The 13,689-nt window shown below is 68.6% G+C and carries 11 protein-coding genes and 1 tRNA gene; 5 read left to right on the top strand and 7 right to left on the bottom strand.

What is annotated here, in order from left to right; all coding sequences use genetic code 11:
• Positions 1-15: 15 nt before the first annotated feature.
• The 4 genes from FGL15_RS11440 to FGL15_RS11425 form a co-directional block, all read right to left on the bottom strand.
• Entirely contained in the window at positions 16-2,703 is a 2,688-nt protein-coding gene (locus FGL15_RS11440) for an alpha-L-rhamnosidase (RefSeq protein WP_138946132.1), read from the bottom strand.
• 96 nt (positions 2,704-2,799) lie between these two features.
• Positions 2,800-3,714 (bottom strand): carbohydrate ABC transporter permease, encoded by a 915-nt coding sequence (locus FGL15_RS11435; RefSeq protein WP_138946131.1) that lies wholly within the window; start codon positions 3,712-3,714, stop codon positions 2,800-2,802.
• A gap of 4 nt (positions 3,715-3,718) precedes the next feature.
• On the bottom strand, positions 3,719-4,603 hold the full coding sequence (locus FGL15_RS11430; protein WP_138946130.1) for a carbohydrate ABC transporter permease: 885 nt from the start codon (positions 4,601-4,603) through the stop codon (positions 3,719-3,721).
• Positions 4,604-4,672: 69 nt separating this feature from the next.
• Positions 4,673-5,974 (bottom strand): ABC transporter substrate-binding protein, encoded by a 1,302-nt coding sequence (locus FGL15_RS11425; RefSeq protein ID WP_071261691.1) that lies wholly within the window; start codon positions 5,972-5,974, stop codon positions 4,673-4,675.
• 164 nt (positions 5,975-6,138) lie between these two features.
• Here FGL15_RS11425 and FGL15_RS11420 point away from each other — a divergent pair, with 164 nt between their 5' ends.
• The 3 genes from FGL15_RS11420 to FGL15_RS11410 all read left to right on the top strand — a co-directional run bounded on the left by FGL15_RS11420 (position 6,139) and on the right by FGL15_RS11410 (position 10,143).
• Positions 6,139-7,176, top strand: a complete 1,038-nt coding sequence (locus FGL15_RS11420) for a LacI family DNA-binding transcriptional regulator (protein ID WP_240773517.1) — start codon at positions 6,139-6,141, stop codon at positions 7,174-7,176.
• An 88-nt stretch (positions 7,177-7,264) separates the two neighbouring features.
• Positions 7,265-8,689 carry an APC family permease gene (locus FGL15_RS11415; protein ID WP_138947285.1) on the top strand — a complete coding sequence of 475 codons (1,425 nt, stop codon included), beginning with the start codon at positions 7,265-7,267 and terminating at the stop codon, positions 8,687-8,689.
• A gap of 83 nt (positions 8,690-8,772) precedes the next feature.
• Positions 8,773-10,143 (top strand): LLM class flavin-dependent oxidoreductase, encoded by a 1,371-nt coding sequence (locus FGL15_RS11410; RefSeq protein WP_138946129.1) that lies wholly within the window; start codon positions 8,773-8,775, stop codon positions 10,141-10,143.
• Between the two features lie 187 nt (positions 10,144-10,330).
• Here FGL15_RS11410 and FGL15_RS11405 read toward each other — a convergent pair whose 3' ends face one another.
• Entirely contained in the window at positions 10,331-11,416 is a 1,086-nt protein-coding gene (locus FGL15_RS11405) for an alpha/beta fold hydrolase (protein WP_138946128.1), read from the bottom strand.
• A gap of 342 nt (positions 11,417-11,758) precedes the next feature.
• On the opposite strand from FGL15_RS11405, the gene FGL15_RS11400 reads away from it, so the two are divergent.
• Positions 11,759-11,832, top strand: a tRNA-Gly gene (locus FGL15_RS11400).
• Between the two features lie 35 nt (positions 11,833-11,867).
• Positions 11,868-12,290, top strand: a complete 423-nt coding sequence (locus tag FGL15_RS11395) for an NUDIX hydrolase (RefSeq protein ID WP_138946127.1) — start codon at positions 11,868-11,870, stop codon at positions 12,288-12,290.
• Between the two features lie 72 nt (positions 12,291-12,362).
• Here the strand turns inward: FGL15_RS11395 and FGL15_RS11390 are convergent, their stop codons facing one another.
• Positions 12,363-12,947, bottom strand: a complete 585-nt coding sequence (locus FGL15_RS11390; protein WP_138946126.1) for a GNAT family N-acetyltransferase — start codon at positions 12,945-12,947, stop codon at positions 12,363-12,365.
• 154 nt (positions 12,948-13,101) lie between these two features.
• Positions 13,102-13,554 (bottom strand): VOC family protein, encoded by a 453-nt coding sequence (locus tag FGL15_RS11385; protein ID WP_138946125.1) that lies wholly within the window; start codon positions 13,552-13,554, stop codon positions 13,102-13,104.
• Between the last annotated feature and the right edge of the window lie 135 nt (positions 13,555-13,689).

The following is a 13,689-nucleotide window of genomic DNA, read 5'->3' as shown; positions in this document are numbered from 1 at the left end:
TGGGCGACCCCGGGCTCAGTCCGAGACGACCGGCACCACGAACCGGTGTTCACCGTGCGCGACCACCTGCTCCTCCGCACCGGGGAGGGCGATCTCCGTGGTGACGCCGACGGGCACGACCACGTCGACCTCCAACGCCTCGCCGACGACCCGCCAGGACACACTGATGCGACCGTACGGCGACTCGTGTGCGACCGCGGCCGACGTCAGCCGCGGATCGGGTCGAGGCGCGATCCGCACCCGACGGTAGCCCGGCGCGACACTCGTGAGCCCACCGATGGTGCGGTGCATCCAGTCGGCGACAGCCCCCAGGGCGTAGTGGTTGAACGACGTCATCCCGCCGGGGTTCACGGTCCCGTCCGGGCGGAGGCTGTCCCAGCGCTCCCAGATCGTCGTGCCGCCCTGCTTCACCGTGTACAACCACGACGGGCACTCGTCCTCGAACAGGAGGTCGTAGGCGGTCGACAGGTGGCCGCTGTCGGTCAACGCGTCCGTGATGAGCGGTGTCCCCGCGAAGCCGGTCGCGATGCGGTTCCCGGCCGCGGCGACGAGCTCGGCGAGCCGACGACCCGCCCAGTCCCGCTGCTCCGGGGTCGGGAACAGTCCGAACTCCAGTCCCAACGAGTACGCCGTCTGCGCATCGCTCGCCAGCTCGCCCGAGTCGAGCACATACTCCGCGGCGAAGGCGTCCCGGACCGCCGCCGCGAGCCGCCCGTAGTGCTCGGCGTCAGCCGTCAGTCCGAGTTCGGCCGCCGTCTCCCCCAGCCGCTTCGCCGACCACGCGAAGTACGCGGTCGCCACGAGGTAGCGGTCGGTCGCGGCATCGGCAGGGTCGTTCGGAGGTGCAGCCGGGTCGAGCCAGTCGCCGAGCTGGAAGCCCGTGTTCCACAGATGGCCGGGCCCCGCGAGACGGTCGACGAGGTCCACCCACCGCTTCGCGCTCTCGTACTGCGTCGCGAGCACCCCGCGGTCTCCGAACCGTTCGAAGAGGGTCCACGGCGTCAGGACGGCGACGTCGCCCCACACCGCCCCCGGCCGGATCGGCGTCCACTCGCTGCCACCGGGGATGACCGGGACGTACCAGGGGATGGTCCCGTCGTCGATCTGCTCCGCCTCCACGTCCCGCAGCCACCCGCCGAGGAATCCCGCGCAGTCGTAGAGGAACGAAGCCGTCGGGGCGAACACCTGGATGTCACCGGTCCAGCCGAGTCGCTCGTCCCGCTGCGGGCAATCGGTCGGCAGTCCGACGAAGTTGCCGCGCATCCCCCAGACCACGTTCTCGTGCAATCGGTCGAGCAGCGGGTCTGACGATTCGAACCACCCCGTGCGCTCCATGTCGCTGTGGTAGACGAGCGCTTCGACGGCCGACGGATCGAACGCGCCCGGCCATCCCGTGATCTCGGCGTACCGGAATCCGTGGAACGTGAAGCGCGGCTCCCAGACCTCGACGTGATCCGGGCCATCGGTGCCATCGGCGGCATCGGCGTCGGATGCCGGACCACGAAGCGTGTACCGGTCGGTCGCGAGGGCACCACGCAGCGGACGGGTGTAGATCTCGCCGTCCTGCATGACCTCCGCATGGCGGAGCTGCACGGTCGTCCCGCGCGCTCCGGAGACCCGGATACGCAGGCGGCCCACGAGGTTCTGCCCGAAGTCGAGCACCGTGGCGCCGGACGGCGAGGTGGTCACCTCCACCGGCGAGACGACCTGCGTGTTCCGGACCGGCGGCCCCTGCGGCGCCACCAGTGTCCCGGTATCGCGCGACCCGACGGCGACGGGAGAGAAGCCCTCACCGTCGAACCCCGGAAGCGACCACCCGGCCACCTCCTCACGCGCGTCGTAGTGCTCGCCGAAGTAGAGGTTGCTGCGGAGGATCGGCCCGAACCCGGCCGTCCAGTCGGCGTCGGTGGCGATCGTCGTGCGTGTGCCGTCGGCGTGCATCACCTCGAGCTGCGCGATGAGCGACAGGTCGGCCCCGTACAGGTTGGGGTACCCGCCGTGGAAGCCGATGCGGCCGCGGTACCAGCCGTCACCGAGCCAGGCCCCGATCGCGTTCCCACCCGCACGCAGCGCGTCGAGGACGTCGTACGTGCGGTACGTGAGGCGCTCGCCGTAGACGGTCCAGTCCGGCGCCAGGGCGTCCGCCCCGATACGGACCCCGTTGATCTCGACCTCGGCGAGCCCGTGGGCGGTCACATACAGGCGGGCGGAGACGACGTCGTCCGGCAGCGAGAACTCCCGACGGACGAGCGACGGTCGCCGTTCGGCCTCGGGGTCCTCCTCCCACGCGCCGCCCACCGGTGCCGCCGTCCAGTCGGACGGCTCCAGCAGGCCGGCCTCCACGGTCGCCGACTCGCTCCACGCCGACCACGCACCGTCACGACCCTGGACTCGCACCCGCACCACGGCCGCCTCACGCGACGCGAGCGGGTCGAACGGCCAGTCGACGAGCACCTGCTCCGAGGAGGCGACCGGGTCGGTCTCCGATCGGCCACCGGCGCGCACCGCCTCGACCTGGTACGCGGACGGTTCGAAGCCGGACGGAGCGGTGAGCTTCCAGGACAACCGCGGCGAGGCGACGTCGATGCCGAGCGGCTCACGGAGGTGCTCGAAACGTGGCGCGGTCACGGTGACCTGCTCGGCGGCGGCAGCGGGAGGCCGACCGGCCTGGTCGGCGGTGGTGGCGGTGATGGAGGTGGTCATGGCGAGACATCGCCTTTCTCCCGGTCGGAACGGACCCGGGTGAGCGGAGTGGTGGGAAGCGCGATCGAGGGCGCTGGGACGGCGGCGACTGAGGGATCAGCCCTTGACGGAGCCCGCCGTGAGCCCCTTCATCACCCGCTGGTTCAGCACGAGGTAGAGGACGAGGGTGCCGAACACGTTGATGCAGATGGCTGCGAACAGCGGGCCGTACTGCGTGGCCCCGAACTCGCCGGTGAAGTTGAGCAGCCCGACCTGGATCGTGCGGAGGTCGGAGCTGTTCGTGAAGGTCAGCGCGATGAGCAGGTCGTTCCAGATGAAGAAGAACTGCACGAGGGCGATCGTGAAGATCCCGTTCCGGACCATCGGGAACCCGATGACGAAGAACGAGCGGATGATGCTCGCGCCGTCGAGGGTCGACGCTTCGAAGACCTCGCGCGGGATCGCCCGGAAGAAGGTCGCCATCATGAACACCGTCAGCGGCAGGCCGATCGCGGTGTAGGTGATGATGAGCGGCCAGAGCGTACCGGAGAGGCCGGTCTGGAAGTAGACGGTGAACAGCGGCAGCAGGATCATCTGCCCCGGCACCATGATGCCGGCGAGGAACGCCAGCAGGACGCCGTTCCGGCCCTTCCACACCATGACCTCGAGGGCGAAGCCGGCTGCGGTCCCGAGGACGATGATGAGCGCGAGCGCCGGGAACACCGCCAGCGCGCTGTTCGTGAGGTACTGGCCCATGTTGCCGGTGGTCCACGCTTCGACGTAGTTGCCCCAGGCGATCGAGGACGGCAGGGCGAAGGCGTCACCGTTGATGAACTCGTCGTTCGTCTTGAACGAGCTGATCACCAGCCAGAACAGCGGATAGATCGTGATGACGAGTATGACCGCGACGAGGACGTTCAGGGGCAGTTTGACCAGACCTCGACGGAAGCGCCGGGCACCGGGCGAGACGCGCGGTCGTCGCTCGGGGGTCTTCGTGGGAACAGCGGTGACGGGCAAGGTGCTGGAGGTCATCGGCTCAGGCTTTCGTGAGGTCGCGACGCGAGGAACGGAAGATGAACACGGTCACGACGAGGCAGATGATCGTCAGCAACAGGGCGATGGTGCTGCCGTAGCCGTACTCGCCGTAGGAGAACGACGTCTGGAACATGTAGAGCGTCAGGGGGCTCGTCGCGTTGCCCGGGCCGCCGTTCGTGAGCGCGATGATCGAGTCGAAGACCTTGAGCGTTCCGTTGATGCTGAAGATGATCGCCGACAGCAGGACGGGGAGCGACAGCGGGATCACGATGTGGCGCACGAGGCTCCAGCCGGTCGCTCCGTCGAGGCGGGCGGATTCCAGCGTGTCCTCCGGGATCTCGACGATGCCCGCGTACAGCAGGACGCCGTAGAAGCCGATGGAGCGCCAGATGTCCATGATCGCGATCACGAGGAACGCGTTCGTGCCGCTGCCGAACCAGTCGACGGAGTCGCCGCCGAAGCTGGTGATGACCGTGTTGACGACGCCGGTGGAGGGTGCCACTTCGAACATCTTCTGGAAGAGGAGCGCGACCGCCACGGTCGGCAGGACGACCGGGAAGAACACGAGTGTGCGGATGATGCCGGACGACCGCTTCAGGACGAACACGTACAGGAGCGACATCAGGTACCCGATGAAGACCTGCCCGATCGTGACGACCAGGGCGTACTTGACCGTGAAGAGGACCGCGTCCCAGACCTTCGGATCCCCGGCTGCGCGCACGAAGTTGTCCACGCCCACGAAGGTGAAGCCGGTGATGGCGTTGCCTTCGAAGACCGTGTAGCCGAGCGACCAGATGACCGGGACGAGCATCACCAGGGTGTAGACGAGGAGGGCGGGACCGAGCAGGATCGCGATCGCCCGCTTGTCGCCGAGTACGTGTTTCATGTCATGTCACTTCCGTGTGCAGCCGCGGTGGGAGGCGGGCGACGGCGCGAGACCGCCGCCCGCCGCGGGTCAGTTGTCGAGGTCCGCCTGGACGAGCTGCATGAACTCCTCGGGGCTGATCGCACCGGTCACGAGCTGTGCGGCGTTCGTCTGGCTGGTGGTCGTCGCCTTCGTGGAGAAGAGCGCCTCGAACCAGAGCACGCTCGACGTGGACTCGGAGATCGTCGTCTGGATCTCCTGGGTGAGCGGTGCGACGCCGGTCACCTCGGTGTTCGTCTTGAAGCCCGAGATGGTGCCCTGGTCCTGGAGGGCCGCGCTGCCGTAGTTCTCGGCGATGCAGCCGAGCCAGTCGCCGACCTTGTCGTCGTAGAGCTTCGCGTTCATGGTCGTCGGCAGCCCGACGTTCGCCGGGTACTCGTCGATCGAGCCCTTGCCGCCCTCGACGGCCGGGAACGGCATGAAGCCGACGTTGTCGATGCCGATCTGGTTCGCCGTCTCGTCGTTCATCGACTCGAGGATCCAGCTGCCCATGTAGAACATCGCGGCCTTGCCGGTGAGGAACTGCTGCGCGGCGGTGTCGTAGTCGATCGATCCGACGCCCTGCCCGAAGTAGCCCTTCGCGCCGAGGTCGGCGACGGCAGCGGCCGCCTCGACGTACTCGGGGTCGGTGAGCTTCGCGTCGCCGTCGGCCACCTTCTGGAGCGCATCGGCGCCGAGGTCGCGGAAGAGGTAGTCGCCGACGAGACGCGTGAGCGGCCAGCCCTGCTCCCCGGAGGCGGAGAACGGGGTGACGCCCGTCTTCGAGATGGTGTCGGCAGCGGTGACGAGCTCGTCCCACGTCTGCGGGATCTCGACACCGGCGTCGGCGAAGATCTGCTTGTTGTACCAGATCCCCTCGATGTTGTACTGGTAGGGCAGGACGTTGAACTTGCCGCCGTAGAGCGCCTTGATGGTGCTGATCGCCGCGGGCTCGATGTCGTCGAGCGCGTCGAGGTCGGTGAGGGCCTGCTCGAAGTCGACCACGTTGCCTGAGCCGTCGAGCGTCTTGGTGAGATCGGGGGCGTTACCCGCCGCGTACATGACGGGGAGGGAGTTCTGCCCGGCGAGCAGCTGGAGCTTCTGGTCGAGGTTCGTCTGCGGGACCGTCTCCACCTTGAGCGGCAGGGCCGTGTTCTCCGCCTTGCACTGGTTCTCGCTGAGGGCCGTGATCTGCCCCGGGATCATCGTGTTCTCGGAGTTGATGAGGTAGGTGAACGAGGTCGCCGTCGTCGAGCCACCGCCGCCACCGCAACCGGTGAGGACGAGAGCGAGCGCTCCGGCGCTGGCGGCCAGCGGAGCCAGGACGGCTTTCCGGCGCATGGGTCGTGTCATTGCGATTCCTCCTTGAATGCAGGCCCCGAGCGGTGCCGTGTCTTGTTGACGCGCATCAATTGATGCGCGTCAAGTGATGAGACTAGGTAAACTGGCCTCGATCCGCAAGGTTGAATCGGTAACGATTCACCGATCGACGCGGATCACGACGAGGGTGGGCGAAGATGTCGGAAGCGAGAGCACGGCGCGGGCAGCAGGGGGACTCGCGGATGGGCGACGTCGCCGAGCGCGCGGGCGTGTCGCACGGCACGGTGTCGAACTTCTTCAACCGACCCCACCTGCTCAGTGACGCGACACGCGAGAAGGTCGCCGCCGCGGTCGACGCCCTCGCCTTCGTCCCCAACGACGCAGCCCGCACACTCGCGAAAGGCACCGGCAACACCGTCGGCGCCGTGCTCGTCGACATCGGGAACTCGTTCTTCGTCGACATCGCGCGCGGGATCGAGTCCGCAGCGGCGGAAGCCGGGCTGAAACTCCTCCTCGCCAACAGCGACGTCGACCTCCAGCGCCAGAACGACTACCTCGACCTGTTCGACGAGACCCGCGTGCGCGGCATCATCCTCGCTCCACTCGACGGCGAACAGCGGGGCGCGGCCCGTGTGCGCAGTCACGGCCGCCCGGTGGTGTTCGTGAACTGGCCGGGCGATCCCGCGCAGTCCTGCGGCGTCATCGTCGATGAGGAGTTCGGCGGCTACCTGGCGGCGAGCCACCTCATCGGTCTCGGACGGACCAGGCTGCTGTACGCCGGAGGACCGCTCCACCTGCACGCCGTCGCCGACCGGCTCGCGGGCGTGCGACGCGCCGTGTCCGAGCACGCCGGCGTCGAGCTCGAGGTCGCCGAGACCCACAGCCTCACCACCAGGGTCGGCCGCATCCTCGGTGAGCAGCTGGCCGACCGCGCGGCCACGGATCGGCCCGATGCGGTCGTCTGCGCCGCGGACTCACTGGCCGTCGGGTGCATCGAGCACCTCGTCGCCGCCGGGATCAGCGTCCCCGACGACATCGCCGTCACCGGCTACGACGACAACCACTACGCCGCCGAGAGCGCCGTCCCGGTGACGACGATCGCGCAGCCAGGTCGGGAGATGGGCGTGATCGCGGCCGGACTCCTCGCCGATGAGGTCGACGAGCCGGCGACGCACGAGCACCGCACGGTCGTCCTCAAGCCGGAACTCGTCGTCCGGCGCAGCTCGGTGCGGTGACCGCGGCAAGCTCCGCCGATCTCCGCGGTTACCATGGATACCCGTGACTGATCGCCGACTCCCGCTCCTCGTGCAGCTGCGCCGGCGCATGCCGCTCGTCCGACTGGGGACGGATCCCGCCGACTCGGGGACGTCGCTCCGCCGTTCGCTCGGCGTCTGGCAGCTCACGATGATCAGTGTCGGCGCGACGCTCGGCACCGGCATCTTCGTCGTCCTCGGCACCGCCGTCCCGCTCGCCGGGCCCGCCGTCTGGATCGCGTTCGCGGTCGCCGGGCTCGCAGCACTCCTGTCGGCCCTGTCCTACGCCGAGATGGCCGGTTCGGTGCCGGTCTCCGGGTCCAGCTACTCCTACGCCTACGCGACCATGGGCGAGGGCGTCGCCTGGGTGTGCGGGTGGTGCCTCGTGCTCGAGTACGGGGTCTCCGTCGCGGCGGTCGCCGTCGGTGCCGGGCAGTACGTGAACGAGGCGCTCGCGGTCTTCGGCCTGGGACTGCCGCCGTCACTCGCGAACCCGATCGGCGTCGCCGACGGCCTGATCAACCTCCCGGCCGCGGCCCTCGTCCTGCTCGCGATGCTGCTGCTCGTGCGCGGCGCGAAAGACAGCGCCTGGGCGAACACGATCATGGTGTTCGTGAAGCTCGCCGTGCTGCTCGTCTTCGTCGTCATCGCGTTCTCGGCGTTCTCCCTCGGCAACTTCGAACCGCTCGCGCCCATGGGGGTCGCCGGTGTCGCGGCAGCCTCCAGTCGGCTGTTCTTCTCCTACATCGGCTTCGACGCGGCATCGACCGCCGGCGATGAGGCGACGAACCCGCGTCGCGACCTGCCGCGCGCGATCATCCTGTCGATGGTGATCGTCACGGCCGTCTACATCCTGGTCGCCGTCGCCGCGATCGGCGCCCGCCCGTGGACCGAGTTCGCGGACGACGAGTCCGCGTTCGTCGGCATCCTCACCGAGATCACCGGACAGCCGATCGTCGCGCTCTTCTTCTCCATCGGCGCGGTCATCGCGATCGCGAGCGTGGTGCTCACCGTCTACTACGGGCAGACGCGCATCCTGTACCGGATGGCGCAGGACGGCATGGTGCCGCGGGTGTTCTCGCGCGTCGGGCGCCGCAGCGGGACGCCCGTCGCCGGGACCGTCATCGTCGGTGCGGTCGTCGCGGTGGTCGCCGCCCTCATCCCGCTCGGCGAGCTCGCCGACGCCACGAGCATCGGCACGCTGTTCGCGTTCGCCCTGGTGAACCTCTCCGTCATCCTGCTGCGTCGCCTGCGTCCCGACCTCGATCGCAGCTATTCCGTCCCGCTGTTCCCGGTGGTCCCGGCGCTCGGTATCGTCATGTGCCTCGGGTTGATGGTGTCGCTTGGCGGGACGACCTGGATCGTGTTCCTCATCTGGATGCTCGTCGGCGCGGCGCTCTACCTCGGGTACGGGCGTCGGCACTCGACGGTCGGCGCGCTCAGTGACGCGGAGTACGCCGAGGCGATCGCGGCGGAGGACACCTCGCGCAGGTAGTGCGCTGCGCCCAGATGACGCCCTGTTACGGGCGAGGCCGATTGCCAGGCGACGTCCGGGACTCGTGATGCAGGATCGTGCGTATGACCCGACAGATCCGCTTCAACGCCTTCGACATGAACTGCGTCGCCCACCAGGCGTCGGGGATGTGGCGTCACCCCGACGACCGCTCGAGCACTTACAAGGACCTCTCCTACTGGACGGACCTGGCGCAGCTGCTGGAGCGAGGCAACTTCGACGGCATCTTCATCGCCGACGTCCTCGGCACCTACGACGTCTACGGCGACAGCAACGAGGCCGCGATCCGCAACGGCGCGCAGGTGCCGGTGAACGACCCGATCCTGCTCGTCTCGGCGATGGCCGCGGTGACGAAGCACCTCGGCTTCGGCGTCACGGCCGGCACCGCCTACGAGCACCCGTACCCGTTCGCGCGGCGCATGTCGACGCTCGACCACCTGACCAAGGGGCGGGTCGGCTGGAACGTCGTCACCGGGTACCTGCCGAGTGCGGCGCGCAACATGGGGCACGACGACCAGCTCGAGCACGACGAGCGGTACGACGTCGCCGACGAGTACCTCGAGGTCCTCTACAAGCTGTGGGAGGGCTCGTGGGAGGACGACGCCGTCGTGCGCGACCGCGAGACGGGCGTGTTCACCGACCCGACGAAGGTCCACGAGATCGGCCACTTCGGCAAGCACTACACGGTGCCCGGCATTCACCTGTCCGAGCCGTCCACGCAGCGCACACCGGTGATCTACCAGGCCGGTGCGTCGCCGCGCGGCATCCAGTTCGCCGCTGGCAACGCGGAGGCGATCTTCGTCGGTGCGTCGACGAAGGCCGGCTTGAAGGCGACGGTCGGCCGCATCCGCGACGCCCTCGAGGCCGCCGGTCGCGACCGGTACTCGGCGAAGATCTACACGCTGCTGACGATCATCACCGACGAGACGAGCGAGAAGGCCCAGGCGAAGCACGAGGACTACCTGCAGTACGCGTCGCAGGAGGGTGCGCTCGTGTTCATGTCGGGCTGGATGGGCATCGACCTGTCGCAGTACGACCCGGAGGAGCCGATCGGGAACGTGAAGAGCAACGCCATCCAGTCGGCGGTCGCCAACTATCAGGCGGCCAACGAGGAGGGTGGCGAGTTCAAGGTGAAGGACATCGCGCGCATGGGCGCGATCGGTGGGCTCGGTCCGCGGATCGTCGGTAGTGCGTCGGAGATCGCCGACACCCTGCAGGAGTGGGTGGAGGAGACCGACGTCGACGGTTTCAACCTCGCCTACGCCATCACGCCCGGCACGTTCGAGGACATCGTCGAGTTCGTCATCCCCGAGCTGCGACGTCGTGGTGCCTACCCCGAGGAGTACGTCGAGGGCAGCCTCCGCCACAAGCTCCACGGCCGTGGCGACCGGCTCCCCGACGAGCACACCGGGGCCCGCTACCGCTACGCGAAGTAGGTCCTGCCTGCTCGGTCCCTGAGCCAGCCCCGGCACCCGACCCCCTCGGTCCCTGAGCCGGTCGAAGGGCACCACGCACCCAACCGACCGTGACCCGCTCCCCCAACCACCCCGGTCCCTGAGCCTGTCGAAGGGCACACGGACACACCCCGCCCTTCGACGACTTCAGGGACCGACCATCACCCGATCAGCGCGCCCCGAGCCACTCCCGCACAGCCGCTTCGAACGCCTCCGGCGCGACGTTCCACTCCAAGCCGTGCGGCGCCGCGTCGACCTCGACGAGCTCGAACGACGGTGAGCGCCGAGCGACGGCCCGCGTGAGTTCCACGGGGATCGTCGTGTCGCCGGGCGAGTGGATCGCGAGCGTCGGCAGGCCGTCGATCGGCCCGGCGGAGAGCGCACGGACCGGAACCGCGCCGCGCACCCCGGCCGATCGCGCCAGCACCGGCGTCGAGAGCACGGCGAGCGCCGAGTGCACGAGCACCCGCGGCACCCCGGCGACCGCAGCCGCATGGAGCACCGTCTCGCTGAGTCCGAGCATCGGCGAGATGAGGATCGCGCCCTGCACCACCTCGGGTCGCTCGCGTGCCGCCGCGAGGCTCAGGGCGGCGCCGTAGGACCACCCGCAGACGATGACCCGTCGCGCACCGAGCGCCACGGCGTCGTCGATGGCCGCGATGACGCGGTCGACGTCCGTGGCGTCGGCCCCGGAGCGACGCTCGGCGAACGCGGACCCGAGGCAGGTGACGAGCGAGGGCAGTCCCGCGCGCTCCACGGCCTGCACGGAGCGGAGGGTCGCGAGCGGTGATGCCCCGAGCCCGTGGGTGTGCACGACCCAGGTGTCGTCATGTGCGTCGCCGTCGGCATCGCCGTCGAACTGCCATGCGCCCGAGGGCGTCCTCGGCACTTCCACCTCGTCCACCCCGAGGTCCGCGGGCGTCACGGCGGCGCCGGTGAACCGCGCACGGGTCGCCCCGGCTGGGACCCGACCGGCGACCACGGCTCGCATCACCGAGCCGTCCGTCGTCTCTCGACCGATCACGGGTCCGACGATGACCCGCGAGCCGTCGTCGAACTCGAGCCCGAATCGTCCCGGCAGCGCGGTGGCAGCGTTCCGTTCGAGCCGCACAGTCTTCGGAGACGAGGTCGGCAACACCTCGCTGTAGTGCACTCGTCCGGCCCCGATGACGCGCCGGGCGACCATGGCGCTCGCGACCCCGAACCCGGCGACGGCGGCGAGGCCGGCCACGACCACACCTGCACTGCGCTTCACGTCACACCCTCGATCCCGTCCCGCTCGGGGAACGGTGAACCAGCCTAGCTCCGGGCACCCCGGAGGTCCCTGGGCACCCCCGACCCGACCCCGAAGACCTCACCAGTCCTGGTCCCTGGTCCAGCACCACTCCCCGGTCCCCGGCCCAGCACCAATCCCCGGTCACTGAGCCAGCACCAATCCCCGGTCCCTGAGCTTGTCGAAGGGCATACGACGACACCCCGCCCTTCGACAAGCTCAGGGACCGAGGGTGAGACTCACGGGCCGAACGGTGCCCGCACACAGGGACCGAACGGAGGCCCGCCGGGTCATGTACGATTACTCAGGACGCTCCGGCGCCACGCGGATGTAGTTCAATGGTAGAACTTCAGCTTCCCAAGCTGATAGCGCGGGTTCGATTCCCGTCATCCGCTCCATACACCAGGTCAGCTGTCGCTCTAGAGTCGACGCCATGCCCTCGATTCGAAACATCGCCGTCGGCCTTCCCATCCGAGACGGTCACGTTCTCGTCTTGAACGGCGTGGACACCGTGAAGAACGAGGCCTTCCATCGCGCGATCGGCGGCGGCATCGAGTTCGGCGAAACCGCTGAAGCCGCCTTGCGCCGAGAGTTCGTCGAGGAGCTCGGCGTCACACTGGGCCGCGTGACGCTCCTCGACGTCGCGGAGAACATCTTCGAATACGAAGGTAAGCCGGGCCATGAGATCGCCCACATCTTCGGCGTCGAGTCCGCCGAGATCGATGCCATCCCGCTCGACGCCCGACTGCATGTCCTGGACGAGGGAAGTCCTGTTCGATGGGTGTCGATCAGCGAGACCGATCACCCCTTCTATCCGGCAGGTGTCGCACGCCTCCTCAGCTCGTCCGCGAACTGACGACAAGCAGACTGCGCGAGCCGGGAGGACTCCTGGGCGTCCGTTGCTGCGCTCGTCCGAAACCTCACGGCCTCATCGCGCCAGGTCGTTCCTCACGTCGACTCGCCGTGACAGCACCTGGCCCGGCCACGCATCAGCCCCGTCGCCGACCGTGAACGTCACGTCCCGCTCGTAGCCAGCGGCCTCGTAGAACCGTACGAGATCCCCCGAGCCACCCGCGTAGCAGTCGACCCGCATGCGACCGACCCCGGCGGCCCGCGCACGCTCCTCAGCGAACGCCAGCAACCGGCGACCGGTGCCCTTCACCCGCGGGTCGCGCGAGCCGATCAACACGCGGACGTAGACCTCTGGTTCGGTGGCGGCCGGCACGTACTCGAGCGCCTCGCCCAGCACGAGCGCTCCGCAGACGCCGACCGCGGGATGCTCGGCGACCCAGGCATCGGATGAGGCACACCACTGCTCGACACGCGTGATCCAGCGCTCCTGCCCAGATGCAGGTTCGGTACCCCACTGCCGTGTGTTGCCGATCCGCACGAACCAGGCGATGGCTTCGTCGAAGAGCGCCAGAACCGCAGCCGCGTCCGCCGGGACCGCCCGACGGATCGTGAACTGCACCCGATCGCCCACGCTCGACGCGGGCTCCGACCCACCCGTCATCGAGCTTTCCCAAAACGCTTCGACATGTCGCCCGCCTTCCATCTCATGCCAGGTTGGCATGAATCACCCACGGGATCCCAACGAGCACATCTCCGACTCGGACTCCTCGGGTGATCGCGGGCCTCTCTGCTGCGCGATTGTCTTGTCGCCGCGCTCAGCTGTGCGTCGTGTTCGCCCGCATCTCCTCGACGGTCATCTCGGGCGCGCCGCCGGCGGCCGCCTCCGGGTCCATCCAGACGAAGTCCCAGTGGTGGCCGTCGAGGTCGTCGAAGCTCTTCGAGTACATGAAGCCATGGTCCTGTTCGCCGGCAGGGGTAGCCCCGCTCGCGATGGCCTTCTCGACAATCGAATCGACGTCGCCTTTGCTCTCGGCACTGAGAGCGAGCTGCACCTCGGTGGAGGTGGTGGCGTCGATGATCGACTTGCTCGTGAACTCCGCGAAGAACTCCCGCGTGAGCAGCATCGCCGTGATCGTGTCGCTGATGACCACGCTGATCGCGTTCTCGTCGCTGAACCCCTCATTGATCGAGTATCCGAGCGCCTCGAAGAACACCCGTGACCGGTGCAGGTCGCTGACGGGAAGGTTGACGAAGATCATGGTGGACATCGGGGCCGTCTCTCTCGAGGGTGCCGGCGGCTCGTTGCCGTCGATCGTGTTCGAATGATGACGAGGATGGTCGACGACGTCAAGAGTCATCCGACGCGAAGCGGCTCGAGCAGCGCACGCCTGTCGTCACGACCG

The organism is Plantibacter sp. M259 (assembly GCF_006065115.1).
Classification (GTDB): domain Bacteria; phylum Actinomycetota; class Actinomycetes; order Actinomycetales; family Microbacteriaceae; genus Plantibacter; species Plantibacter auratus.
Note: the sequence above shows the minus strand (reverse complement) of the source record. Positions and strands in the feature narration are given on the sequence as shown.

What these genes read in the sequence shown, in the direction of transcription:
- FGL15_RS11440 (WP_138946132.1), bottom strand. Translation starts at nt 2,703, where the DNA reads ATGACCACCTCCATCACCGCCACCACCGCCGACCAGGCCGGTCGGCCT.
- FGL15_RS11435 (WP_138946131.1), bottom strand. Translation starts at nt 3,714, where the DNA reads ATGACCTCCAGCACCTTGCCCGTCACCGCTGTTCCCACGAAGACCCCC.
- FGL15_RS11430 (WP_138946130.1), bottom strand. Translation starts at nt 4,603, where the DNA reads ATGAAACACGTACTCGGCGACAAGCGGGCGATCGCGATCCTGCTCGGT.
- FGL15_RS11425 (WP_071261691.1), bottom strand. Translation starts at nt 5,974, where the DNA reads ATGACACGACCCATGCGCCGGAAAGCCGTCCTGGCTCCGCTGGCCGCC.
- FGL15_RS11420 (WP_240773517.1), top strand. Translation starts at nt 6,139, where the DNA reads ATGTCGGAAGCGAGAGCACGGCGCGGGCAGCAGGGGGACTCGCGGATG.
- FGL15_RS11415 (WP_138947285.1), top strand. Translation starts at nt 7,265, where the DNA reads ATGCCGCTCGTCCGACTGGGGACGGATCCCGCCGACTCGGGGACGTCG.
- FGL15_RS11410 (WP_138946129.1), top strand. Translation starts at nt 8,773, where the DNA reads ATGACCCGACAGATCCGCTTCAACGCCTTCGACATGAACTGCGTCGCC.
- FGL15_RS11395 (WP_138946127.1), top strand. Translation starts at nt 11,868, where the DNA reads ATGCCCTCGATTCGAAACATCGCCGTCGGCCTTCCCATCCGAGACGGT.
- FGL15_RS11390 (WP_138946126.1), bottom strand. Translation starts at nt 12,947, where the DNA reads ATGACGGGTGGGTCGGAGCCCGCGTCGAGCGTGGGCGATCGGGTGCAG.
- FGL15_RS11385 (WP_138946125.1), bottom strand. Translation starts at nt 13,554, where the DNA reads ATGTCCACCATGATCTTCGTCAACCTTCCCGTCAGCGACCTGCACCGG.